General features: G+C 65.5%; 22 protein-coding genes. 15 read left to right on the forward strand and 7 right to left on the reverse strand.

Annotated features, from left to right (window positions below):
* The first annotated feature begins 83 nt into the window (after positions 1 to 83).
* The 11 genes from C4K40_RS01205 (at position 84) to C4K40_RS01255 (ending at position 9,285) form a co-directional block, all read left to right on the forward strand.
* Complete coding sequence (locus C4K40_RS01205; protein WP_053132768.1) at positions 84 to 407, forward strand: hypothetical protein; 324 nt, start codon at positions 84 to 86, stop codon at positions 405 to 407.
* Positions 408 to 805: 398 nt separating this feature from the next.
* Positions 806 to 1,621, forward strand: a complete 816-nt coding sequence (locus tag C4K40_RS01210; protein WP_053132766.1) for an energy transducer TonB — start codon at positions 806 to 808, stop codon at positions 1,619 to 1,621.
* 41 nt (positions 1,622 to 1,662) lie between these two features.
* Complete coding sequence (locus C4K40_RS01215; RefSeq protein WP_053132762.1) at positions 1,663 to 2,388, forward strand: MotA/TolQ/ExbB proton channel family protein; 726 nt, start codon at positions 1,663 to 1,665, stop codon at positions 2,386 to 2,388.
* 1 nt (position 2,389) lies between these two features.
* Complete coding sequence (locus C4K40_RS01220; protein ID WP_053132759.1) at positions 2,390 to 2,791, forward strand: biopolymer transporter ExbD; 402 nt, start codon at positions 2,390 to 2,392, stop codon at positions 2,789 to 2,791.
* 296 nt (positions 2,792 to 3,087) lie between these two features.
* Entirely contained in the window at positions 3,088 to 3,669 is a 582-nt protein-coding gene (locus tag C4K40_RS01225) for an alpha/beta hydrolase (protein ID WP_053132757.1), read from the forward strand.
* Between the two features lie 58 nt (positions 3,670 to 3,727).
* Positions 3,728 to 4,648, forward strand: a complete 921-nt coding sequence (locus tag C4K40_RS01230) for a sigma 54-interacting transcriptional regulator (RefSeq protein ID WP_053132755.1) — start codon at positions 3,728 to 3,730, stop codon at positions 4,646 to 4,648.
* Between the two features lie 442 nt (positions 4,649 to 5,090).
* The gene (locus C4K40_RS01235) at positions 5,091 to 5,873 is read left to right on the forward strand and encodes a MetQ/NlpA family ABC transporter substrate-binding protein (protein ID WP_053132753.1); all 783 of its coding nucleotides are present in this window, start codon (positions 5,091 to 5,093) and stop codon (positions 5,871 to 5,873) included.
* Positions 5,874 to 6,319: 446 nt separating this feature from the next.
* Positions 6,320 to 6,985 (forward strand): amino acid ABC transporter permease, encoded by a 666-nt coding sequence (locus tag C4K40_RS01240; protein WP_053132750.1) that lies wholly within the window; start codon positions 6,320 to 6,322, stop codon positions 6,983 to 6,985.
* Positions 6,966 to 7,625: an amino acid ABC transporter permease gene (locus C4K40_RS01245; RefSeq protein WP_053132748.1), complete on the forward strand. Its 660-nt coding sequence runs from the start codon at positions 6,966 to 6,968 to the stop codon at positions 7,623 to 7,625. Before C4K40_RS01240 ends, C4K40_RS01245 begins: the two co-directional genes overlap by 20 nt.
* Positions 7,622 to 8,404 carry an amino acid ABC transporter ATP-binding protein gene (locus C4K40_RS01250; protein WP_022644163.1) on the forward strand — a complete coding sequence of 261 codons (783 nt, stop codon included), beginning with the start codon at positions 7,622 to 7,624 and terminating at the stop codon, positions 8,402 to 8,404. The genes C4K40_RS01245 and C4K40_RS01250 overlap by 4 nt, the downstream gene beginning before the upstream one ends.
* Positions 8,401 to 9,285 (forward strand): transporter substrate-binding domain-containing protein, encoded by an 885-nt coding sequence (locus C4K40_RS01255; RefSeq protein WP_053132745.1) that lies wholly within the window; start codon positions 8,401 to 8,403, stop codon positions 9,283 to 9,285. Before C4K40_RS01250 ends, C4K40_RS01255 begins: the two co-directional genes overlap by 4 nt.
* Positions 9,286 to 9,390: 105 nt before the next feature.
* On the opposite strand, the gene C4K40_RS01260 is transcribed toward C4K40_RS01255, so the two are convergent.
* Positions 9,391 to 10,587 (reverse strand): AAA family ATPase, encoded by a 1,197-nt coding sequence (locus tag C4K40_RS01260; RefSeq protein ID WP_053132734.1) that lies wholly within the window; start codon positions 10,585 to 10,587, stop codon positions 9,391 to 9,393.
* A 237-nt stretch (positions 10,588 to 10,824) separates the two neighbouring features.
* Here C4K40_RS01260 and C4K40_RS01265 point away from each other — a divergent pair, with 237 nt between their 5' ends.
* The 4 genes from C4K40_RS01265 to C4K40_RS01280 all read left to right on the forward strand — a co-directional run bounded on the left by C4K40_RS01265 (position 10,825) and on the right by C4K40_RS01280 (position 18,408).
* Positions 10,825 to 11,919, forward strand: a complete 1,095-nt coding sequence (locus C4K40_RS01265; protein ID WP_053132731.1) for an efflux RND transporter periplasmic adaptor subunit — start codon at positions 10,825 to 10,827, stop codon at positions 11,917 to 11,919.
* Complete coding sequence (locus tag C4K40_RS01270) at positions 11,916 to 12,986, forward strand: efflux RND transporter periplasmic adaptor subunit (RefSeq protein WP_053132729.1); 1,071 nt, start codon at positions 11,916 to 11,918, stop codon at positions 12,984 to 12,986. Before C4K40_RS01265 ends, C4K40_RS01270 begins: the two co-directional genes overlap by 4 nt.
* The gene (locus C4K40_RS01275; RefSeq protein WP_022644168.1) at positions 12,983 to 16,048 is read left to right on the forward strand and encodes an efflux RND transporter permease subunit; all 3,066 of its coding nucleotides are present in this window, start codon (positions 12,983 to 12,985) and stop codon (positions 16,046 to 16,048) included. Before C4K40_RS01270 ends, C4K40_RS01275 begins: the two co-directional genes overlap by 4 nt.
* A 104-nt stretch (positions 16,049 to 16,152) precedes the next feature.
* Positions 16,153 to 18,408 (forward strand): glycoside hydrolase, encoded by a 2,256-nt coding sequence (locus C4K40_RS01280; RefSeq protein WP_053132726.1) that lies wholly within the window; start codon positions 16,153 to 16,155, stop codon positions 18,406 to 18,408.
* 24 nt (positions 18,409 to 18,432) lie between these two features.
* On the opposite strand, the gene C4K40_RS01285 is transcribed toward C4K40_RS01280, so the two are convergent.
* The 6 genes from C4K40_RS01285 to C4K40_RS01310 form a co-directional block, all read right to left on the reverse strand.
* The gene (locus C4K40_RS01285; RefSeq protein ID WP_053132725.1) at positions 18,433 to 19,059 is read right to left on the reverse strand and encodes a class I SAM-dependent methyltransferase; all 627 of its coding nucleotides are present in this window, start codon (positions 19,057 to 19,059) and stop codon (positions 18,433 to 18,435) included.
* Between the two features lie 194 nt (positions 19,060 to 19,253).
* The gene (locus tag C4K40_RS01290) at positions 19,254 to 19,898 is read right to left on the reverse strand and encodes a methionine ABC transporter permease (protein ID WP_022644172.1); all 645 of its coding nucleotides are present in this window, start codon (positions 19,896 to 19,898) and stop codon (positions 19,254 to 19,256) included.
* On the reverse strand, positions 19,888 to 21,012 hold the full coding sequence (locus tag C4K40_RS01295; protein WP_053132722.1) for a methionine ABC transporter ATP-binding protein: 1,125 nt from the start codon (positions 21,010 to 21,012) through the stop codon (positions 19,888 to 19,890). The genes C4K40_RS01290 and C4K40_RS01295 overlap by 11 nt, the downstream gene beginning before the upstream one ends.
* 1 nt (position 21,013) lies before the next feature.
* The gene (locus tag C4K40_RS01300; RefSeq protein ID WP_053132720.1) at positions 21,014 to 21,823 is read right to left on the reverse strand and encodes a MetQ/NlpA family ABC transporter substrate-binding protein; all 810 of its coding nucleotides are present in this window, start codon (positions 21,821 to 21,823) and stop codon (positions 21,014 to 21,016) included.
* Positions 21,824 to 21,949: 126 nt separating this feature from the next.
* Positions 21,950 to 23,317, reverse strand: a complete 1,368-nt coding sequence (locus tag C4K40_RS01305; RefSeq protein WP_053132717.1) for an LLM class flavin-dependent oxidoreductase — start codon at positions 23,315 to 23,317, stop codon at positions 21,950 to 21,952.
* Positions 23,317 to 24,516 carry an SfnB family sulfur acquisition oxidoreductase gene (locus tag C4K40_RS01310; protein ID WP_022644176.1) on the reverse strand — a complete coding sequence of 400 codons (1,200 nt, stop codon included), beginning with the start codon at positions 24,514 to 24,516 and terminating at the stop codon, positions 23,317 to 23,319. Before C4K40_RS01310 ends, C4K40_RS01305 begins: the two co-directional genes overlap by 1 nt.
* Positions 24,517 to 24,549: the final 33 nt, after the last annotated feature.

Below are 24,549 nucleotides of genomic sequence, written 5' to 3' on the forward strand. Positions count from 1 at the left end.
GTGCCGGCCATGCTGGTTTCGTGAGTTCTTTTTGAACTTGCCTCATTGGAAGAAACCTTTAACTGCATAAGGAAACCCGCATCATGTCGAGCATCAATGGCACCTATGTAAACTCCAACGCCGACGCCCGCCTGGTCGTGACCGACGGCAACGATTCCAACGGTTCGTTCAGTGGAGAGTTGACCCAGGCCGGGGTCAAGTACAGCGTCGCCGGGCATTACCACTTCCAGAACAGCACCGGCCAGCCCACCATCATCAACGTTTCCGGCTACAACGATGGCTATGGCTACCAGGCCTGGGCGCTGTTTTCCGCCGATCACAACTACGCTCGGTTGCGCGCTTCCGGAGCCCGCAGCAACTTCAGCGGTGATGTGGTCGGCTTGAGTGGTGAATTCCTCAAGCAGTAACGAGTTCGATAACTGACAGCCGCTGGATATCCGTTAGTTGATATGAAACTTGCGTGATTTTCCAGCGGCTTTGTCGTGCCTGTAGTTTGAATTTAGTTGTGGATCGGTGTTTCTGATTAGTTGTATCGAGGCGGATATCCAGGTGTTTTCGATGCCTTGCGGGAATATTTTTAATGCCGGCAAGGCATGGGCTTTCGCTGTTGTGGCTGCAGCCCTTGATTCACGCGGCCTGCAGGGTTTCACGGGTTTTGTATATTCCATGTAGGTCTATATATAACTTGAAAGATTACTTTAAGAGATAAGCGAGGGGCGCGGATCATGGATCCCACGGCACCGTTGCGCGGGGGAGTCAGAGCGCTGGTGCCGGTTATCCGCAGAAGATCGTAGGGAGTGAATCAATGGGCAATGTCCAGACCGTCGCCAGCGCGCAGGAGGTGCCGTGGCGCCAGGCACCGAGCGGCGAGTTGGTCGATCTTGGCCGGCCGCATCGCTTGCCGCTGGGCCAGGCTCGGCTGCAACGCACACCCAAGCGGGTGCTGCGCCGGCGCGAGGCGATTCTCCTGGGAGTGGCGGCCCTGGTGTTGCACGGCGCGGTGATCTACTGGCTGAGCCAGAAGCCCACTCCGGTGCTGCCCATCGTGCCGCCGGAGATCCCGCCCATGACCATCGAGTTCTCGCATCCGGCGCCACCGGTGGTCGAGCCACCGCCTCCGCAGCCGGTCCAGCCGGTAGTGGAGCCACCGCCGCCGGTGGAGGACGAACTGGCGGTGAAGCCGCCACCACCCAAGCCGGTGCCCAAACCCAAGCCAAAACCGGTGCCCAAGCCCGAACCCAAGCCCGCGCCCAAACCAGTGCAGCAGGCTCCGGCAGCGCCGCAACCGGTTGCGCCGGTGGCCGCCCCGGCCCCACCCGCGCCACCGGCTCCCGCTCCGGTGACGCCGGCTTCGGCCAGCGCCGCGTACCTGAAGAACCCGGCGCCGGAGTATCCGTCCCTGGCCCAGCGCCGGGGTTGGGAAGGCACGGTGCTGCTTCGGGTGCACGTGCTGGCCAGCGGCAAGCCGGGAGAGATCCAGGTCCAGAAGAGCAGTGGGCGCCAGCAACTCGACGATGCGGCCCTGGCCGCGGTCAAGCGCTGGAGCTTCGTCCCGGCCAAGCAGGGCGACGTGGCCCAGGACGGCTGGGTCAGCGTACCTATCGATTTCAAGATCCATTGAGCCGCAAGGCCCGATCCACACGCTTATAGAGGGAACACATCATGACGTTACTGGCATCTCCACTGGAATCCATCGAAAGCGCGGTGATCTGGCTGCTGGTGGTCTTTTCCGTCGCTACCTGGGGCCTGGCCCTGGTCAAGGGCGTGCAGTTCGCCCGCCTCAAGGCCCAGGATCGCAAGTTCCACAATCAGTTCTGGGCGGCATCGAGCCTGGACTCCGCCGCGCCCCTGAGCGAAACCCAGCCCGGTGCGGCGGCGCGAGTGGCCCAGGCCGGCTACGCGGCGATCCAGGTGGGCGATGCCTCCCACGCCGCCGACCTGAGCCAGGCGATCAACCACCAGGACCGGCTCGAGCGCGCCCTGCGCCAGCAGATCGTGCGTGAGCGCCGCTCCCTTGAGACGGGCCTGGCGGTGGTGGCGAGTATCGGTAGTACCTCGCCCTTCATCGGTCTGTTCGGCACCGTGTGGGGGATCATGGAAGCGCTCAAGGGCATCAGCGCCGCTGGTTCGGCCAGCCTGGAAACCGTGGCTGGGCCTATTGGCGCGGCGCTGGTGGCCACTGGCGTGGGGATCGCCGTCGCCGTGCCGGCGGTGCTGGTCTACAACTACTTCCTGCGGCGCCTGAAGCTGACCGCCGCCGATCTCGATGACTTCGCCCATGACTTCTACAGCCTGGCGCAGAAGAGTTCGTTCCGTGTGCTGATCCACCCGGCCGCGCACAAGGTCGCGGCCCAGGGCTCCGGCCACAAAGTGAAGGAGGCCTCCTGACATGGCCTTCTCCACCCAAGACAGCGATGAAGTGCTGAGCGAGATCAACGTCACCCCGCTGGTGGACGTGATGCTGGTGCTGCTGGTGGTGTTCATCGTCACGGCGCCGCTGCTGACCAACGCCATTCCCATCAACCTGCCCAAGACCGAGGCCGTGGCCCCGGTGGAGCAAAAGGACCCGCTGGTGGTGAGCATCGATGGCACCGGCAAGCTGTTTATCAACAAGGACGAGATCCAGCCGGATCTCCTGGAAACCAACCTGCAAGCGGCCAAGCAGAAGGACCCGGAAGTCCGCGTCCAGCTGCAGGCCGACGATGGCGTCAACTACGGCGAGGTGGCCCGGGCCATGGCGTCCATCGAGCGTGCGGGCATCACCAAGCTGTCGGTGATTACCGCCCGCTGATACCGAGCAACAAAGCCACGACTTTTCAGGCCGTCTCCTTGGCAGGGTGCGGCCTTTTTTTTGTTGTGGCGCTGTAGCTGCTGTCGAGCGCAGCGAGGCCCGCAGGGCAGTTCAAGTGTGCGGTCGAACGGGCTCCCTGGCGGTCGCTGCGCGTCCTGCGGCAGTGGTTGCATGAGCCGGAGCAGTGTGGGTTTATATTCTTTATGGGTCTTAATAAATAGCTTCTTATTCCTTAACCAATATAAATCCCCTCCCTATACTCGTTCGGGAACAGACACGCAGCAGGAGAGTTCCCCATGCGCAACGAATCCATTCGCTACTTGATTGTGCCGGGCTGGCAAGGATCGCCAGAAGATCATTGGCAAAGCCACTGGCAGCGCAGCCTGCCCAACAGTGCGCGAGTGGAGCAGGCCGACTGGCTGACGCCGCGCCGGGAAGATTGGGTAGCCGCGCTGGCCGAGGCCATTGCCGCCGATGACACCCCGGTGATCCTGATCGCCCACAGCCTGGGTTGCGTCACCGTGGCCCATTGGGCAGCCCGGGCGCCGTTGGCCGCCCTGCGCCAGGTACGTGGCGCGCTGCTGGTGGCGCCGGCGGATGTGGAACGTCCGGCCTGTGCCCCGGCGCTGCGCAATTTTGCCCCGATCCCCCGGAGCCTGCTGCCGTTCCCCAGCCAGGTGGTCAGCTCGGACAACGACAGCGCGGTCAGCGCGGCGCGAGCCCTGGAGCTGGCCCGGGACTGGGGCGCCGAGGCCGGGATCCTGGCCGGTGCCGGGCATATCAACGTCAAGTCCGGCCACCATCGCTGGGAACAGGGTTTCGCCTATCTCTACCGCCTGCAAAACCGCATGGAACAGCACGCCCTGCGTCGTGCCTGAATTTTCTTCTTTCGTTTAAACGCCCCCGCCCCCAGGCGCCTTGGGGCGGGAGCCAGCCATGAGTTCGCATACCCCCTTCGGCCAGCCGCTGCTGACCTTTCCCGATGCCGAGAAAAGCCCCCTGAGCATCCGCGCCAAGGCGCTGGTGTTCGTCGATCCGCGTTCGCGCCAGCTGCGCGAGGAGCTGGAGCAACTGGCGCCGCGTTCGACCTCGGTACTGATCCGTGGCGAGACCGGCACCGGCAAGGAGCTGCTGGCCCGGCATATCCACCGCGCCAGCGATCGTGGTGGGTTGTTCGTCTCGGTCAACTGCGGGGCCATCAGCCCGACCTATGCCGATGCCGAGCTGTTCGGTTACGCCGCGGGCAGCTTCAGCGGCTCGGCCAGCAGCCGGGCCGGCTGGTTCGGCTCGGCCAATGGCGGGACCCTGTACCTGGACGAGATCGGCGACCTGCCGCTGCCGATCCAGACCAAGCTGCTGGCGGCCCTGGAGAACCACGAAGTGACCCGGGTCGGTGCGCAGCAGCCAAGCCCGGTGGATGTGCGCCTGGTGGCGGCCACCAGCATCGACCTGGCCCAGGCGGTGGCGGCGGGCAAGTTCCACGAGCGCCTGTACCGCTACCTGGGCGAGGGCCAGCTGGAGCTACCGGCCCTGCGTGAGCGGGTGGGGGATATCGAATCGTTGGCCGAATACTTCCTGGGGATCTACAGCCAGCGCCTGGACCTGCCGGTGCCGCTGATCAGCGAAGCCGCGCAGCAGGTCCTGGAGCGCCACAGCTGGCCGGGCAATACCCGCGAGCTGGAGAACGTCATTCACTTCGCCCTGCTGGTCAGCGATGGTGGGGAAATCCTTCCGGAACACCTCAACCTGCCATCCCAGGCCGCGCCCCTGGAGCAGGTGCGCTTGCTGGTACGCGGGATTCTCGAGTCCGGCACCGAGGCGGACCGCGCCGCCCTCAAGCAACTGCTGGCGGTGTAGGCACTGGAGCAGGCTGCGCCTGGGTGCGTAGCGCCTGTCTATCCCGGCGCTACGAGCTTTGGGAGGGGTTCGTTTCGCGAGGACTGCGTCCTCGTGCGCAGCCTCGCAGGCTCGGCAGCGGCTACAGGCTGCGTAAGGGCGCGTAGCGGCCGCCAAGAAGTGCGCTCAATTGCCTACCTGAAGGCCCAGCCTACCTGGACCCAGCCTTGCCGCGCTCGACAGCGGCCACACCACTTCACCGGGCGCCGCGGTAGGCGGGAGCTCTGGCCAGGGGCTTCCCGGCTGTATGAACAAAATGGAATATGAACTTGAATAAAAGATATTGTTCGGGAATAAAAAATCTCGGTATTGTCCGATCCACGCCAAAAGTGGCACTTCACCAGTATCCCGATCCACTTCCTGTTTGAAGCCGTCGTCGGACCCCGACACCTAAGGACATCGCATGAAAAAAGTTCTGTTGTTCACCGCACTGGCGGCAGCCCTGGGCGCCGGTATCGCCCAGGCCGGCGAGAAGCTGGTCGTCGCCGCGACCCCGGTGCCCCACGCCGAGATCCTCGAGCTGATCAAGCCGACCCTGGCCAAGGAAGGCGTGGACCTGGAAGTGAAGGTCTTCACCGACTACGTGCAGCCCAACGTGCAAGTGGACCAGAAGCGCCTGGACGCCAACTACTTCCAGACCCTGCCGTACCTGAAGAACTTCAACGAAGGCAAGGGCACCCACCTGGAGACCGTGATCGGCGTGCATGTCGAGCCTTTCGGCGGCTACTCGAAGAAGGTCAAGAGCCTGGCCGAACTGAAGGACGGCGCCAGCATCGCCATCCCCAACGAAGGCAGCAACAGCGGACGTGCGCTGATCCTGCTGCACAAGGCCGGCCTGATCGAGCTCAAGGATCCGAAGAACGCCGTGTCCACTCCGAAGGACATCGCCAAGAACCCGCACAACTTCAAGTTCAGGGAACTGGAATCGGCCATGCTGCCACGGGTCCTGGATCAGGTTGACCTGGACATGATCAACACCAACTACGCCCTGGAAGCCGGCCTGAACCCGGCCAAGGATGCGCTGGTGATCGAAGGCGCCGACTCGCCCTACGTGAACTTCCTGGTGGCCCGTCCGGACAACAAGGACAGCCCGGCCATCCAGAAGCTGGCCAAGGCCCTGACCAGCCCTGAAGTGAAGGCTTTCATCGAGAAGAAATACAGCGGCGCGGTATTGCCGGCCTTCTGATGGGCTAGGCTGTCCACCGGACCAACCCCTTCAAGGTTCGAACGCCGACGGCTAGGCCAGCGTCGGCGTTTTTTATTGCCCGCAATTTTTGACCAGCGTCAGCCTGCCGGCTGCATGGCCCGGCGCAAGGCCATGAGCCATTTGAGCAAGTCATGGGGATCGAGCGGTTGCGGAGTCTTTTCATTGGCCATGGTCATCGTCCTTGTGAAGCTGCGCGTCCTGGGAAATGCCCCGGTCCTCATGAACCCGGCAGGCAGGCAAAAAGGTAGTCGCTCGACGCCAGCCCGGCAAATCCGCGGGTTAGGTTTTTGGGTGATATCAATATGCCTTAACGGTATTTAAATTCTGCTTTTTATAGCTTTAGAGTCGCGCTCAGCCGGGCGATTACCCATCGCCCCATGGACTGCATCACCGTCGCCGTATCCCGGCGACGTCCAGGACGTTCAATGACCCTCGACTACGCTTTCATCCTCAGCACCCTGCCGGCGTTCCTCAAGGCCGTGGGGGTGACCCTGCAGGTCGGCCTGATCGCCATCGGCACTTCCCTGCTGGTGGCGCTGATCAACGCTGCTTTCCTAGTGTTCCGTACGCCCTATGTGCACCGCCTGATCGGCCTGTACGTGGAACTGGCGCGCAACACGCCGTTGCTGATCCAGCTGTTCTTCGTCTACTTCGCCCTGCCGGCCCTGGGGATCAAGGTCTCCGGCTTCACTGCGGCGATCATCACCATGACATTTCTGGGCGGTGCCTATCTCACCGAGGTGCTGCGCGCCGGGGTCGAGGCGGTGCCGCTGGCCCAGCTGGAATCGGGGCGCTCCATCGGCCTGTCGCGCTGGCAACTGCTGCGCTACGTGATCCTGCCCCAGGCGGGCATCCTCAGCCTGCCGTCGCTGTTCGCCAACTTCATCTTCCTGCTCAAGGAAACCACCGTGGTCTCGGCGGTGGCGGTGCCGGAGATCCTCTACACCACCAAGAGCTACATCGCCCTGTACTACAAGACCTACGAGATGCTGGCGGTGCTGACGCTGATCTGCGTGCTGCTGTTCCTGCCACTGTCGCTGTTGCTCGGCTACCTGGAAAGGAGGCTGCAACATGGCCAGTTCGGGTCTTGAGCTGCTGCTGGTGTCCCTGCCGCAACTGGCCCGGGGCGCCGAGCAGACCTTGTCGATCTCCTTGCTGAGCATTCTCTTCAGCACCCTGGGCGGTGTGCTCTATGGCGTGCTGCGCAGTCTGCAGCGGCGAGTGCTGGATGTACCGCTGCGCATCTACCTGGAGCTGTTCCGGGCGATCCCGGTGCTGGTCTGGCTGTACTTGCTGTTCTTCGGCTTCCCGATCTTCTTCGGTATCAGCATTCCCAGCTTCACCTGTGCGGTGCTGGTGTTGTCGCTGTGGGGCGCCAGCGAGGTCGGCGAGGTGGTGCGCGGGGCGCTGCGTTCGCTGCCCCGGGGCCAGCGTGAGGCGGGGCTGTCCATCGGCCTGTCGACGTTACAGCTGTATGGCCACGTGCTGCTGCCCCAGGCCCTCAAGCGCATGACGCCGCCGACCATCAACGTCTACACGCGGATCATCAAGACCAGCTCCCTGGCGGTGCTGATCGGCGTGGTGGACGTGATCAAGGTCGGCCAGCAGATCATCGAGCGCACCTACGAGTCGGTGCTGATCTACGGCGTCCTGTTCCTGTTCTTCTTTTTCATCTGCTACCCGCTATCGGCCGCCTCCCGCGTGCTGGAGCGGCGCTGGACGCAAGCATGAGCGCATTGATCGAGTTCCAGGGTTTCAACAAGTTCTTCGGCTCGCAGCAGGTGCTGCGCGACATCGACCTGAGCGTAGCGTCGGGCGAGGTGATCGTCATCCTCGGCCCCAGCGGCTGCGGCAAGAGCACCCTGCTGCGCTGCCTCAACGGCCTGGAAAGCGCCCAGGGCGGCCATCTGCGCTTCGCCGGCCGCGAGCTGCTGGACCCGGCCACCGACTGGCGCCAGGTACGCCAGCAGATCGGCATGGTGTTCCAGAGCTATCACCTGTTTCCCCACATGAACGTGCTGGACAACATCCTCCTCGGCCCGCTCAAGGTGCAGAAACGCCAGCGCCGCGAGGCCCAGGCCCAGGCCGAGGCGCTGCTGGAGCGGGTCGGCCTGGCGGACAAGCGCCAGGCGTTTCCCCGGCAACTGTCCGGCGGCCAGCAGCAACGCATCGCCATCGTCCGCTCGCTGTGCATGAACCCCCAGGTGATGCTGTTCGACGAGGTCACCGCGGCGCTGGACCCGGAGATGGTCAAGGAAGTGCTGCAGGTGATCCAGGGCCTGGCCCGGGACGGCATGACGCTGCTGATCGTCACCCATGAAATGGCCTTCGCCCGGGCCGTGGCCGACCGCATCGTGTTCATGGACGCTGGCCGCATCCTCGAGCAGAACACCCCCGAGGCTTTCTTCACGAACCCGCAGACCGTTCGCGCGCAGCAGTTCCTGGAGAAGTTCTCGTTCGTCGAAGCATTACCCAAGAAAGCCCCTAGAAAGGAACTGGAGCTCTTATGAAAACCGTCAAGTCTTCACTGTTGTTGCTGCCACTGTTCGGCCTGGCCCTGCTGGCCGGCTGCGATAAATCCTCCGAGGCCCCCAAGCCTGCGGCCAGTGCCGCCAGCGCTGCGCCGGCGGCCAGCTACCTGGACAAGATCAAGGCCCGGGACAAGCTGATCGTCGGCGTGTTCACCGACAAGCCGCCGTTCGGTTTCGTCGATGAGGCCGGGCGCTACGTGGGCTTCGATACCGACATCGGCCGGCAGTTCGCCAAGGACCTGCTGGGCGACGAGAACAAGGTGGAGTTCGTCGCCGTGGAGCCGGCCAGCCGCATTCCGTTCCTGCAAAGCGACAAGGTCGACCTGATCCTGGCCAACATGACCGTGACCCCCGAGCGCAAGGAAGCGGTGGAATTCACCAACCCCAACCTCAAGGTCGCGGTCCAGGCCCTGGTGCCCGAGGGCAGCCCGGTGCAGAGCCTGGATGACCTGGCGAGTCGCACCACCATCGTCACCACCGGCACCACCGCGGATATCTGGCTGACCCAGAACCGCCCGGACTGGAAGCTGCTCAAGTTCGAGAAGAACACCGAGTCCCTGCAGGCCCTGGCCAATGGCCGTGGCGATGCCTACGCCCAGGACAACCTGATCCTGTTCAGCTGGTCCAAGCAGAACCCGGGCTACCGCGTACTGCCCCAGACCCTGGGCGAGCAAGCGCCGATCGCCCCGGCGGTGAAGAAGGGCAACACCGAGCTGCGTGACTGGGTCAACGCCGAGCTGGCCAAGCTGGGCGAGCAGAAGTACCTGCTCAAGCTGTACGACCAGTACGTGCGCAAGGAACTGAGCGACGACACCAACCCCGACAGCGTGATCGTCGAAGGCGGCAAGTGGCAGGGGTGATCCGCCCCGGGCGCTTGAGGCGCTCTTGAGCACGCCATCGCGGGCAAGCCTCGCTCCTACGCAGACCTTAGGAGCGGAGCTTGCCCGTGATGCTTTTGGGGCTGCTCAATCCGGCCAGTACCAGGCGGGCTCGTCGAGCAGGCGCTGGCCGACGATGCCTGTCTGGCCCAGTTCCTTTTCCAGCACGATGCAGTTGCATTCCGGGTCTTCCTGCAGGGCCGCGATCAGGCGCCGGGCGTGGGACACCACCCACACCTGGCACTGCTCCGAGGCACGGATGATCAGGCGCGCCAGCGCCGGCAGCAGGTCGGGGTGCAGGCTGGTTTCCGGTTCGTTGAGCACCATCAGCGTTGGCGGTCTCGGGGTCAGCAGGGCCGCCACCAGCAGCAGGTAGCGCAGGGTGCCGTCCGATAGCTCCGCCGCCGACAGCGGGCGCAACAAGCCTTCCTGGCGGAAACGCACCTCGAACAAGCCTCCGGGTACAGCATCGATCTCCAGGCTGGAACCCGGGAAAGCATCGCTGATGGTGTCGTGCAAGGCTTGTTGGTCGCCGACCTCGATGATGGTTTGCAAGGCCGCCGCCAGGTCCCGGCCGTCATGGTGCAGAACCGGGGTGCGGGTACCTAGTTGCGCTCGGCGCGCGGGGGCCTGGCTGTCGGTGCGTAAGTGATCGTAGAAGCGCCAGCCGCGGATCTGCTCGCGCAGGTGCAAGACTTCTGGCGATGAGCGCAGGTTGCCCACTTGGTCGAACAGACTGTCGCCGCTGGAGATGTGTTGCGTCAGTACTTCCCACTGTCGCCCGTCGCGAGCCCGTACCATCGGACCCTGGCGATCCACGAGCACGCTGGCCGACCGATACAGCGCACCGCCCCAGATACTTTCGCGCTTGATGCTGGGGTCGAGGGTGAAGCGCGATGGAATCGGCAGGCTGTGGTCGGGAAGCATGAAATGCCCACTGGAGTCGGGTAGTCCGAGGCCGATGGCGTAGCCGAAATCTTCACTGGCAAAGCCCAGTTGCAGGCGCTTCACCGTCTTGCGTGGACCGCCCTGGACTGCCACGTCGCCCCGGCTCATGCGTCGGCTGATGGTTTCCGGCCCGGCCCAGAAGGTCGAGTCCAGGCCGCCTTCGCCGGCCAGGGCGTTGACCACCCCGCCCTGGGCGGTTTCCGCCAGCAGGCGTAGTGCCTTGTACAGATTGGATTTGCCGCTGCCGTTGGCGCCGGTGATCAGGTTCAGCCGAGCGAGGGGAATCACCAGTTTGTTGATGGAGCGGTAATTGGCCACCGCCAGGGTCTTGAGCATGCCGGATCTCCTTTGCGTGCCGCGCAGTGTGCCCAATCCCCATGGCTCTTGTCGCGCCATCCCTGCGGCGGCGACACGAAGCGAACCTGTAGCCGCTGTCGAGCCTGCGAGGCTGCGCCAAGGCCAGTAGGGCCTTCAAGTGCGCGATGTCCAGGCCCGGCAGTGCAAGGGTGGAACCCTGTTCTAAGCTCACAGTCGTAAACGTCACGGCGCATCGATCAAGCAAAAGGAGCCTGCATGGCTGGTCTCGATACGAAGTGGGTAGTGGGGCTTTGCCTGTTGGCCTTGCTCGCTGGTTGCGGGGCGGAGCAACCCACGGAAAAGAATCATCCGCGGGTACGGGTCCAGCAAGTGCAGAGCAGCGAGTTCGCGGCGTCGGTGACCCTCACCGGCGACGTGCAGGCACGGGTCCAGACCGACCTGTCGTTTCGCGTTGGCGGCAAGATCATCCAGCGCATGGTGGATGTCGGCGACCGGGTCGCGGCCCGCCAGGTGCTGGCCCGGCTCGACCCCAAGGACCTGCAGACCAACGTCGACTCGGCCAATGCCGCGGTGTTCGCCGAGCAGGCACGGGTCAAGCAGACCAGCGCCGCGTTCGTCCGCCAGCAGAAACTCTTGCCCAAGGGCTACACCAGCCAGAGCGAATACGACTCGGCCCAGGCCGCCCTGCACAGCAGCCAGAGCGCCTTGAGCGCGGCCCAGGCCCAGTTGGCCAACGCCCGCGAGCAACTGGGCTACACCGCGCTGGTGGCCGAGGTCCCGGGGGTGATCACCGCCCGCCAGGCCGAGGTCGGCCAGGTGATGCAGGCGACGCAGCCGATCTTCAGCCTGGCCCAGGACGGCGAGCGCGATGCGGTATTCAACGTCTATGAGTCTCTGGTGATGCAGCCACCGGGCCAGGAAACCATCCACATCGCCCTGTTGGACAACCCCAAGGTGACCACCACCGGCAAGGTCCGCGAAGTGACCCCGGTGGTCTCGGCCCAGAGCGGCACGGTACAGGTCAAGGTCAAGCTCGATTCGCTGCCGGCGGGCATGGAGTTGGGCTCGGTGGTCAGCGCCACCGCTCGCGCCAATGCCAAGGCCAGCGTGGTGCTGCCCTGGTCGGCCCTGGCCAAGGATTTGCGCGATCCGGCGGTATGGCTGGTGGGCGCCGACGGCAAGGCGCAGTTGCACAAGGTCAAGGTCGGACGCTACCTGACCGGCAAGGTGATCATCAGCGAAGGCCTCGAGGGCGGCGAGCAGGTAGTGGTGGCCGGCGGGCAGTTGCTGTATCCGGGAGTGCCGGTGGAGATCGCCGGCAAGACCACCGGCCAGGAGCAGCAGCCATGAAGCGCCTGGCCTTGTTGTGGTGCGCTGCTGTGCTGCTGCCTGCTTGCTCCAAGCACGACGCGCCGCCGGAACCGGTGCGCCCGGTGCTGTGGATCCAGGTGACGGCGCAGTCCGAGGAAAGCCTGGGGCGCTTTGCCGGCAATATCCAGGCGCGCTATGAGACCAACCTGGGCTTCCGGGTGCCGGGGCGCATCGCCAAGCGCAATGTCGACGTCGGGGCCGAGGTGGCCCCCGGGGACTTGCTGGCGACCCTGGACCCCACCGACCAGCAGAACCAGTTGCGGGCGGCCCAGGGCGACCTGGCCCGGGTCCAGGCGCAGTGGATCAATGCCCAGGCCAACGCCCGGCGCCAGCAGGAACTGTTCGACCGTGGGGTCGGGGCCCAGGCCCAGCTGGACCTGGCCCAGACCGACATGAAGACCACCCGCGCCTCCCTCGACCAGGCCAAGGCCTCGATGCAGCAGGCCCGGGACCAGCTCGGCTACAGCGAGCTGCACACCGATCACGGTGGCGTGGTCACCGCCTGGAAGGCCGAGGCCGGGCAGGTGGTGAGCGCCGGCCAGCAGGTGGTGACCCTGGCCCGGCCGGAGGTCAAGGAAGCGGTGATCGACCTGCCGGCGAACCTGGTGGACCAGCTGCCGGCGGACGTGGTGTTCCAGGTCGCGGCGCAACTGGACCCGAGCATCGGCACCAGCGCCACGGTGCGCGAGATCGAACCCCAGGCCCAGAGCGCGACCCGCACCCGCCGGGCCCGCCTGACCCTCAAGGACACCCCCGAGGCATTCCGCCTGGGCACCGCCATCAGCGTGACCCTGAGCTCGGCCATCGCGCCACGCACCGAGCTGCCGTTGAGTGCGTTGCAACAGGTGGATGGCAAGAGCCGGATCTGGGTCATCGACCCCAAGGCCCTGACCGTCTCGCCCCGTGAGGTGACGGTACTGAGCCGCGATGACGATTCGGTCCTGATCAGCCAGGGCGTGCAGCCCGGCGAGCGGATCGTCAGCGCCGGCGTCAACAGCCTCAAGCCGGGGCAGAAAGTCAAAATCGATGAGGACCGCGCACAATGACGCCCGCCAGCAAAGGGAGCTTCAACCTGTCCGAGTGGGCGATCAGGCATCAATCCTTCGTCTGGTACCTGATGTTCGTGGCGCTGTTGATGGGCGTGTTCTCCTACATGAACCTGGGGCGCGAGGAAGACCCGTCCTTCACCATCAAGACCATGGTCATCCAGACCCGCTGGCCCGGCGCGACCCAGGAGGAAACCCTCAAGCAGGTCACCGACCGCATCGAGAAGAAGCTCGAGGAACTCGACTCCCTGGACTACGTGAAGAGCTATACCCGCCCCGGCGAGTCGACGGTGTTCGTCTACCTGCGCGACACCACCAGCGGCAAGGACATCCCCGACATCTGGTACCAGGTGCGCAAGAAGATCAACGACATCCGTGGCGATTTTCCCCAGGGTTTGCAGGGGCCCGGGTTCAACGATGAATTCGGTGATGTGTTCGGTTCCATCTATGCCTTCACCGCCGATGGCCTGAGCATGCGCCAGCTGCGCGACTACGTGGAACAGGTGCGGGCGCAGATCCGCGAGGTGCCGAACCTGGGCAAGGTGGAGATGGTCGGCGAGCAGGACGAGGTGATCTACCTGAACTTCTCCACCCGCAAGCTGGCGGCTCTGGGGATCGACCAGCGCCAGGTGCTGCAGAGCCTGCAATCGCAGAACGCGGTGACCCCCTCCGGGGTGATCGAGGCCGGGCCGGAGCGGATCTCGGTGCGCACCTCGGGGCAGTTCGCCTCGGAGAAGGACCTGGCCTCGGTCAACCTGCGGCTCAACGACCGCTTCTACCGCCTGGCGGATATCGCCGAGGTCAGCCGTGGCTATGTCGATCCGGCGACGCCGATGTTCCGCTTCAACGGCCAGCCGGCCATTGGCCTGGCCATCGCCATGAAGAAGGGCGGCAATATCCAGGACTTCGGCAAGGCTCTGCATGCGCGCATGGACCAGCTGACCGCCGACCTGCCGGTGGGCGTCGGCGTGCACAAGGTCTCCGACCAGGCCGAGGTGGTGGAAGAGGCGGTAAGCGGCTTTACCAGCGCCCTGTTCGAGGCGGTGGTGATCGTCCTTGTGGTGAGCTTCATCAGCCTGGGGTTTCGTGCCGGATTGGTGGTGGCCTGCTCGATCCCGCTGGTGCTGGCCATGGTCTTCCTGTTCATGGAGTACAGCGGCATCACCATGCAGCGAGTGTCCCTGGGAGCCTTGATCATCGCCCTGGGCCTGCTGGTGGATGACGCGATGATCACCGTGGAGATGATGGTCACGCGCCTGGAGAAGGGCGAGAGCAAGGAGCAGGCGGCGACGTTCGCCTATACCTCCACGGCCTTCCCGATGCTCACCGGGACCCTGGTGACCGTGGCCGGGTTCGTGCCCATCGGCCTGAACGCCAGCTCCGCCGGGGAATACACCTTCACCCTGTTCGCAGTGATCGCGGTGGCGATGCTGGTGTCGTGGGTCGTCGCGGTGCTGTTCGCCCCGGTGGTCGGCGTGCATATCCTGAGCACCGACGTCAAACCCCACTCTGAGGAGCCAGGCCGCATCGGCCGGGCTTTCAACAATGGCTTGCTGTGGGCCATGCGCAACCGCTGGTGGGCCATCGGCATCACCGTGCTGTTGTTCGTTGCCTCGGTGTTCGGCATGGGCCTGGTGCAGAACCAGTTCTTCCCGTCCTCGGATCGGCCGGAGATCCTGGTGGACCTGAACCTGCCGCAGAACGCCTCGATCAACGAGACCCGCAAGGCGGTAGATCGCCTGGAGGCGACCCTCAAGGACGATCCTGACATCGAGCGCTGGAGCACCTACATCGGCGAAGGCGCGATCCGTTTCTACCTGCCGCTGGACCAGCAATTGCAGAACCCCTACTACGCCCAGCTGGTGATCGTCAGCAAGGGCCTGGAGCAGCGCGGGGCCTTGATCGAGCGCCTGCAAAAACGCCTGCGCCAGGACTTCGTCGGCATCGGCAGCTATGTCCAGGCCCTGGAGATGGGGCCGCCGGTGGGCCGGCCGATCCAGTATCGGGTCAGCGGCAAGGACATCGACCAGGTGCGCAAGCACGCCATCGCCCTGGCGGCCGAGCTGGACAAGAATTCCCACGTCGGCGAGATCATCTACGACTGGAACGAGCCGGGCAAAGTGCTGCGCATCGACATCGCCCAGGACAAGGCGCGGCAACTGGGCCTGTCTTCGGAAGACGTGGCGCAGCTGATGAACAGCATCGTCAGCGGTTCCACCGTGACCCAGGTGCATGACGACATCTACCTGATCAAGGTGGTCGGCCGCGCCGACGACAGCGAGCGCGGTTCGCCGGATACCTTGCAGAACCTGCAGATCGTCACCCCCAGCGGCACCTCGATCCCGGTGCTGGCTTTTGCCAGCGTGCGCTACGAACTGGAGCAGCCCCTGGTGTGGCGCCGCGATCGCAAGCCGACCATCACCATCAAGGCGGCGGTGCGCGATGGGATCCAGCCCACCGACCTGGTCAAGCAGCTCAAGCCGACCATCGACAGGTTCGCTTCCGGCCTGCCGGCCGGCTATTCGGTGGCCACCGGCGGCACCGTGGAGGAGAGCGGCAAGGCCCAGGGGCCGATCGCCAAGGTGGTGCCGCTGATGCTGTTCCTGATGGCGACCTTCCTGATGATCCAGCTGCACAGCGTGCAGAAGATGTTCCTGGTGGCCAGTGTCGCGCCCCTGGGACTGATCGGCGTGGTCCTGGCCCTGGTGCCGACGGGGACGCCCATGGGCTTCGTGGCGATCCTCGGGATCCTGGCGCTGATCGGCATCATCATCCGCAACTCGGTGATCCTGGTGACCCAGATCGATGAGTACGAGCAGGCCGGCTACGACCCCTGGGATGCGGTACTGGAAGCCACCCACCACCGGCGGCGGCCGATCCTGCTGACCGCCGCGGCGGCCAGCCTGGGGATGATCCCCATCGCCCGGGAAGTGTTCTGGGGGCCGATGGCCTACGCCATGATCGGCGGCATCATCGTCGCCACCTTGCTCACCCTGCTGTTCCTGCCGGCGCTGTACGTGGCCTGGTACAGGATTCGCGAACCGCAGAAAGAAGCCGGTTGAGGCAGGGCCCTGCGCGTGTTGCGCACAGGGTTTTTCCCGGATGCCGGCGGGACGGGCTGCGCTTGGCTTTACACTCTGGCCATTCATTCGAGAAGAGATTGCCCATGTCCTGCGTTGCCCGGCCTCTTCGTGGCCTGTTACTCGCCGCCGCCCTGCTGCTGTCGCCCTGGGCGCTGGCCCAGCCGTTGTTGGAAAACTCGCTGTGGCAGGTCGAGATCGATCCGGCGACCCTGGCGATTCGCGTCACCCCTGCCGGTCATCCGGCCGTGCAAGCCTCGGCGGGTGTGGACAGCCACCGGGTCAGCGCCTTGCAACAGACGCCGCAGCAGCTCAGCTGGCAATGGGACGATGGCGCCTGGAGCCTTAGCGCGACCCTGCGCCAGCGCGACCTGGTGTTCTCCATCCAGGCCCGGGAGGCGGGCTCGCTGACGTTCCTGCGCCAGCCGGCCAGCGCCATGGGCAGGGGGCTGGTCTGGCCTTTGGCCGAGGGGCACTACGTACCGACGGGGGACCTGCGCTGGCAACGGTTTCTAATGGACCAGGGCGAGGTCAACAGTACCCAGGACCTGAGCCTGCCGCTGTGGACCCTGGATCACGGCGCCTTCACCCTGAGCTGGCTGCTGACCCGACCCTATAACAACCGCCTGAGCCTGAGCGCCGAAGGGCCGGCCATGGCGCTGACGGGGCAGCATCAGTTCACCCGCCTGGAACCCGATGCGCCGCTGACCATGACCTTGTACCTGGGGGACGCCGACCTGCTGGCGGGCGCCAAGCGCTACCGCCAATGGCTGATCGACAACGGGCGCTACGAGACCCTGGAGGCCAAGCTGGCGCGCACGCCGCAAGGCAGCAAGTTGCTGGGGGCCAGTCATGTTTATCTGTGGGGCAACGATCTGCTGGGGGACGCCGATGTGCGCAACTGGCCGCAGTTGCTACAGGACTTGCAGGGTAACGAGCCGCTGGCGATGAAGCTGCGGGCCGGCCTGGACAAGGACAGCGCGAAGATCCTCAAGGCGCCCGCGGCCAACCTGGATGCCTATCAGCGCACCACTCTGTTGCGCAGCCTCAACAGCGCGCTGAACCAGCAGGCCCGTCTGGGCTGGCAGGGCGCGGACGAGCCCGACATGCAAGCCCTGGCCCAGGGGTACGGCGAGCTGCGCACGCAGATGGCCAAGGTCTTCGCCAAGGCCTTGAACACCGACCCGGCGCATTGGGGCAGCAGCCTGTCGCTGGCGACCATGGAGCGTTTGCAGGCGGCCGGGCTGAGCCGTTTGTGGCTGGGCCTCGGCGAAGGTTGGGAGGGCGGGCTATGGCACCCCGAAGCGGTGCGGGCCGGGGTGGCCGCGGGGTATCTGGTGGCGCCCTACGACTCCTACGAGACCGCGTTGCGCAGCAATGAAAACCCCGACTGGAGCACCGCCCACCTGGGCTCGCGGGCCAACCGCGAGTGCGCGATCGTGCTGGAAAACGGCCAGTTCAAAAGCGGTTTCCAGCAGTCCGGGCATTACACTGACCCACGTTGCGTCAGGCCACTGCTGGAGGCCCGGGTCAAGGCCGTGCAGGCCCGGGTCGGGTTCAACAGTTGGTTCCTCGATGCCTACGCCACCGGCATGCTGTTCGACAGCTACCGCGCCGAGAGGCCGATGACCCAGGCGCAGAACGCCGAGGGCAATATCGATGCTTCGCGCTGGATTGCCGAGCAGCAGCAACTGGTCAGCGGTTCCGAAGACGGCAATGGGGTGACGGCTGGCGGCGTGCTGTTCGCCCATGGCATGCAGACCCCGGTCATGGGCTGGGGCGATGAGCAGATGAGCAAGGAGGTGAAGTCGCCCTACTACCTGGGCAACTGGTACCCGCCGGAGCAGCCCGCGGTGTTCTTCAAGAGCGCGCCGCTCAAGGAGCCCTACCGCACGGTGTATTTCGCGCCGGCGACACGTGTGCCGTTGTACCAGGCGGTGTTCCATGGGTCGCTGGTGACCAGCCACCATTGGCTGTTCGACAGCCTCAAATTGAGCAATGTGCGGGTCGAGAACGAATTGGCCCAACTGCTCTACAACGTGCCGCCCTTGTATCACCTGAGTGCCGCTACCCTGCGCCAGCGCCTGCCGCCGATGGTCCGCCAGGATGCATTTTTCCGGCCTTTGCACCAGCGCCTGGGCACCCAGGCCCTCACGGATTTTCGCTGGCTGACGGCGGACCGCCAGGTGCAGCAGACCACCTTTGCCGACGGTTCGCGGCTGCTGGCGAATTTCGATGCCCAAGCCCGTGAAGTGCAGGGCGTGAGGTTGCCGGGGCAGAGCATCAAGGCGCTGCTGGCGGACGGCGAGGTACGTGAGTATCAGGTCGCGCGCCAGCCCTGAGCCGCCCGGCGGCAGGCTGTGGCCTCAGGCCTTGCGCCAGACGCTGGCCAGCCAGGGTTGTTGTTCCCGGGGTAGGCCGGCGGGGCGGTAGTAGTGCTCCAGTTCGATGAAACCTGCGGCGGTGAGCAGTGCCTGCCAAGCCGCGAGGTCGTGGTAGGCGCCGTAGCGTGCGCCGTTCCAGCCTTCCTGGTTGTCGCCCCTGGGGTTGGAGCTGAACAGCACGCCGCCGGGCTTCAAGGTGCCGTGCAGTTGCTTGAGCACCCGGGGCAGTTCCTGGCCGGGAACGTGGAACAGCACGGCGTTGGCGAAGATCCCGTCGAAGCGTGCCGCTGGCAGGTCGAGCTTGAGGAAGTCTTGCTGCCAGACCTCGCAGCCGCTGTCTTGCCGGGCCATCCGGGCGAACTCCTGGCTGCCGTCCAGGCCGACGGCCACATGGCCCAGGCGGGTGAAGGTGCGCAGGTCGCGCCCCGGGCCGCAGCCGAAGTCCAGCAGGATGAAGGGCGCGGTGCCCTGGATATGCCGCAGCAGGGCGTCGATGTTCTGGCTGACGTCGTGGTCGCGGGTGCCTTCGCGAAAGCCTCCGGCCACCTGGTTGTAGTGGCCCAGGGTGGTGGCGGTGATGGTGTCGAGATCGTCGGGGGCGAGTTTCATGGCGGCAGGATGGCGTGATGGGGACCGGCTCAATATACACCTGTGCAAAGGCAAGGTTGGCGGGTGCTGCGCGCCCGTGCGCAGCCTGCGGCAGCGGCTACACGAAGCGGGTCTTGTGGGTACGCGCTTGGAGCCGCTGTCGAGCCTGCGAGGCTGCGCCAAGGCTCGCAGGGCCTTCAGGTGCGCGAAGCGGCTCAGCGCTTGTTGAGGCGCCGGGCCAGGCGGTCGCCGCCGAGCTGGATCGCCGCGACCAGGAGCACCAGCAACACGATCACCGTGAGCATGATCTGGCTGTCGAAGCGCTGGTAGCCGTAGCGGTAGGCGATGTCTCCCAGCCCGCCGGCCCCGATGGCCCCGGCCATGGCCGAGGAGTTGATCATGGTCACCAGGGTGATGGTGAAGCCGCCGACTATGCCCGGCAGCGCCTCGGGCAAGAGCACGTGCCAGACAATGTGCCAGCGTCGGCAGCCCATGGCCTGGGCCGCTTCGATCAGCCCATGGTCGACCTCGCGCAGGCTGACTTCGGCGATCCGCGCGAAGAACGGGGTGGCGGCGATGGTCAGCGGCACCACGGCCGCCCATACCCCGTAGGTGGTGCCGACGATCAGCCGGGTGAAGGGGATCAGCGCCACCATCAGGATCAGGAACGGGATCGAGCGGAACAGGTTGACGAAGGCCCCCAGCGCCCGGTTCAGCGCTGGAGCCTGGTAGATCCCGCCCTTGCCGCTGGTGACCAGGATCACCGCCAGGGGAATCCCCGCCAGCAGGGCGATCAACGACGACACGCCGACCATCAGCAGGGTATCCAGGACGCCCTGGAGCAAACGTTCAAACCACATAACCCAGTACCTCTACCTGTTGTGCCCATTGCCTGGCTCGCTGGCGCAGTTCCTCGGCGCCCAGGGACGAGCCCTGCACCGCCAGCAGCAGCTGGCCCAGGGCATGGCCCTGGATGCGCTCGACCCCGCCTTGCAGCAGCCGCACGCGCCCGCCCAGGGCGTTGAACAGCGCCGCCAGGTCCGGCTCGTCACGTTGTGCGCCGGTAAAGCGCAGGCTCAGTACCACGGCCGCTGCGGCGCTCTCGGGATGGCTGCGCAGGCGTTGGCGCAACTCCTCGGGCAGTTCATGTTGCAAGGGCGCCAGCAGGGTCTTGCTGACCTCGTGCTGTGGGTCGCCGAAGACCTTCCACACCGGGCCCTGCTCGACGATCCCCCCACGCTCCAGGACCACCACCCGGTGGCAGATATCGCGGATCACCGCCATCTCGTGGGTGATCAGGATGATGGTCAGGCCCAGGCGCTGGTTGATCTCTTGCAACAGGCCGAGGATCGACTGGGTGGTCTCCGGGTCCAGGGCCGAGGTGGCCTCGTCGCACAGCAGGATCTCGGGGTCGTGGACCAGGGCCCGGGCGATTCCCACCCGCTGCTTCTGGCCGCCGGACAGCTGCGCCGGATAGGCCTGGTGCTTGTCCTTCAGGCCTACCAGTTCCAGCAGTTCGCGGACCTTGCGCTGGCGCTGGGCCTTGGGCACCCCGGCCACCTTCAGCGGCAACTCGACGTTGTGCCACACGGTCTTGGCCGACATCAGGTTGAAGTGCTGGAAGATCATGCCGATGCGTCGGCGCAGGGCCACCAGGCGGTCTTCGTCGAATTCGCCGATGTCCACCTGGTCGATCAGCACCCGGCCGCTGCTGGGGCGTTCCAGGCGGTTGATGGTGCGGATCAGCGATGACTTGCCGGCACCGCTGCGGCCGATGATGCCGAACACCTCGCCGCGCTGGATCGCCAGGTCGATGCCGTGCAGGGCCTGGACCGGACCCTGCTGGCCCTGGTAGGTCTTGCCCAGGCCGATGAAGCGCACCTGGGCGCGGTTCAGGTCCGGATGCAGCTCGGTCCGTTCGGCGCTCTGGGGTTCGGGTTCGGGGAGCGGGAGCTTGCGTGTGGCGACTGTCATCTCAACCTTCCCAACCGGCCTGGTAGAGCTTGCCGTGGGCCTGGTCCAGGGCGGCGCGCACGGCGGGCGAATGCTGGTAGATATCGACGAACTTGATCAGCCGCGGGTCGTTCTTGCTCTTGGGCTGGATCACGAACTGGATCACGTACTCCTTGTGGTCCAGGCCATCGAACAGCAGCGCCGAGCCGGCATCGAAGGTCTTGGCCAGGCGGATGTAGGCCGGGTAGCCCTGGACCAGGTCGGCGTCGTCGTAGGCGCGCACCAGTTGCACAGCCTCGACCTGGAGAATCTTGATCTTCTTCGGGTTGGCGATGATGTCGTCCTCGGTTGCCTTGTAGCCGACCCCGGGCTTGAGGTCGATCAGCCCGGCCTTGGCCAGCAGCTGCAGGCCGCGACCGCTGTTGATCGGGTCGTTGGCGATGGCCACGCTGGCGCCTTGGGGCAGTTCGTCGAAGCTTTTGTACTTCTTCGAGTACAAGCCGACGTTGTTGATGATCCCCGGGGCGAAGGGCACCAGGTCGAAACCGGCGGCGGCCTTGGCGTTTTCCAGGAACGGGATGTGCTGGAAGTAGTTCACGTCGATGTCGCCGGCGGCCAGGCTGACGTTGGGCGCGATCCAGTCGCTGAACTCCACCAGTTCCACCTTCAGGCCTTGCTTGCCGGCTTCGGCGACGGCGGCCTCCAGGGGAATGGCGAAGGCGGCGGTGGTGCCGACCTTGAGTGGCGGTTCGGCGGCGAAGACGCTGCCGGCGAAGAGCCCGAGGGCGAGGGCCAGTGCTTTGACCGGATGGCGCGGGAGCTTGGTGTTCATGGTCTTGGGTTCCAGTCAGTGCATCGAGGTTTTTGGGGTATTACGGTCTTATCGCGGACAAACCTCGCTCCTGCGCATGCCTCTGCAGGAGCGAGCGGGCGGCGATCCGGCTTGCCCGCGATGCCGTTAGCGGCGGTAGGCCGCGCCGGTGTGGCGAGCGGGCAGCTTGCGGTCCTGGTGGAAGAGCTTTTCGCGCAGGGTCCCGGTCTCGTAGGCGGTCTTGTAGGACCCGCGTCGTTGCAGCTCCGGGATCACCAGGTCGATGAAGTCGACATAGCTTTCCGGGGTGACGATGCGGGTCAGGTTGAAGCCGTCCAGGCCGGTCTCGGCGATCCAGGATTCCAGGTCGTCGGCCACCTGCTGCGGTGAACCGACCACGGTGAAATAGCGTCCGCCCAGGGCGTGCTGCTCCAGGAGCTTGCGCCGGGTCCAGTCGTTGTTCTGCAGGTGCTTGGTGGCCGACTGGATGGCGTTGTTCTTCACGTACTGGATAGGTTCGTCGAGTTCGTACTGGGCGAAGTCGATACCGGTGGAGGCGGAGAAGTGCGCGACCCCGGCCTCGGCGCTGGCATGGCTGCGGTACTCGGCGTGCTTCTTCCAGGCCAGCTCCTCGGTGGCCCCGACGATCACGTTCAGGCCCATGAAGATCTTGATGTCCTCGGGGTTGCGCCCGGCGGCCACGGCGCTGGCGCGGACCTTGTCTACCTGGGCCTTGGTCGCGGCCTTGTTCTGCCCGCTGATGAACACGCATTCGGCGTGGCGCCCGGCGAACACCAGGCCGCGCTCCGAACTGCCGGCCTGGAACAGCACCGGGGTGCGCTGGGGCGAGGGCTCGCACAGGTGATAACCACTGACCTGGTAGAACTCGCCCTGGTGCTCGACCTTGTGCACCTTGTCCGGCCGGGCATAGATGCGCTGCTCGCGGTCGTTGACCACGGCGTCGTCTTCCCAGCTGCCTTCCCAGAGCTTGTACAGCACCTCCAGGTATTCGTCGGCCTGGTCGTAGCGGCGGTCGTGCTCGATCTGCTCCTTGAGGCCCATGGCCTGGGCGGCGCTGTCCAGGTAGCCGGTGACGATGTTCCAGCCGACCCGGCCACGGCTCAGGTGGTCGAGGGTGGAAAGCCTGCGGGCGAACAGGTAGGGCGCCTCGTAGGTGAGGTTGGCGGTGAGGCCGAACCCCAGGTTGCGGGTGACCGCGGCCATGGCCGAGACCAGCAGCAGCGGGTCGTTGACCGGCAGCTGGATCGACTCCTTGAGCGTCACGTCCACCGAGTCCTGGTAGACGTCGTAGACCCCGACGATGTCGGCGATGAACAGCCCGTCGAACAGTCCGCGCTCCAGCAACTGGGCCAGCTCGGTCCAGTACTCGAGGCTCTGGTACTGGGTGGAGGTGTCCCGTGGGTGGGTCCACAGGCCGTGGTTGATGTGCCCGACGCAGTTCATGTTGAAGGCGTTGAGCAGGATCTTCTTCTTGGTGGGAACGAGGGCGCTCATCAGATGGTCCCCCGCAGTGGCGGGTTCTGCTGGTTGAGGTAGTAGTTGCCCACGGCGTGGTACTTCCAGCGCACCGGGTCGTGCAGGGTGTGCACCCGGGCATTGCGCCAGTGGCGGTCCAGGCCGTACTCGGCCAGGGTCGCCTGGCTGCCGGCCAGTTCGAACAGGGTGCTGCCGGCCGCCAGGGAAATTTCCGTGCTCAGGGCCCGGGCCTCGGCCACGGCGATGGAGGCGGCCGCCACGGTCTCGGCGTTGGTCTGGGCCTGGGCGTGGTCGAGGAATTCCCCGGCCCGTTCCAGCAGGGCCTCGGTGGCGTGCAGGCGAATGCTCAGGTGGCCGAAGCTCTTGATGGTCAGCGGGTCGTCGGTGGCCTTGTCGTGGCCGGAATCGATCCACGGCCGGCTCTTGGTCCGTACGAAGCGCAGGGCGTCTTCGTAGGCGGCGCGGGCGATGCCGGTGTCGATGGCGGCGTGGAGAATCTGCGCCAGGGGGCCGACCGGGGTCGGACGCTCGAAGGCGCTCTGGAACGGCACCACGTCGGCGGCGTCCACCGCCACGCTTTCGAAGACCACCGAGCCACTGCCGGTGGTGCGCTGGCCGAAGCCGCTCCAGTCGTCGATCACGTTCAGGCCCTGGCTGTCGGCGGGGACGAAGGCCAGTTGCTGGATGCCGTCCTCATCCACCACCGAGGTGGGGATGCGCTGGGCGTAGATGGCGCCGGTGGCGTAGAACTTGCGCCCGTCGATGCGGTAGCCCTGGCCGCTGCGGTCGCGGCTCAGGCGGGTGGTGCGGTCGTGGGCGGTCTTGGTGCCCAGCTCGGCCAGGGCGTTGCCGAAGCGTCGGCCGGCCAGGACCTCGGCGTACAGCCGTTGCTTCTGCTGCTCGCTGCCGTTCACCCGCAGCACTTCGAGGGCATAGAAATGGTTTTGCGGGATCTGGCCCAGGGAGGCGTCGGCCTCGGCGATCAGCGCGGTGACCTTGGCCAGGGTGACGTTGGAGACGCCAGCGCCGCCGTATTCCTTGGGTACGCTGATGCCCCACAGGCCGGAGCGGCTGAAGGCTTCCAGCTCGGGGTGCGGCAGGCGCCGTTCGCGATCGCGCAGGGCGCTGTCGCGCTTGAAATCTTCCGCCAGGTCGCTGGCGACAATCAGGGCTTGCTCGTCGCTGGTGATGACCGCGACGTGTTGAGAAAGAGACATGTGTTTCTCCAGAGATCTGGTCAAAAGCGTTCT

It is taken from the genome of Pseudomonas sp. CMR5c, from assembly GCF_003850545.1.
Classification (GTDB): Bacteria; Pseudomonadota; Gammaproteobacteria; order Pseudomonadales; family Pseudomonadaceae; genus Aquipseudomonas; species Aquipseudomonas piscis.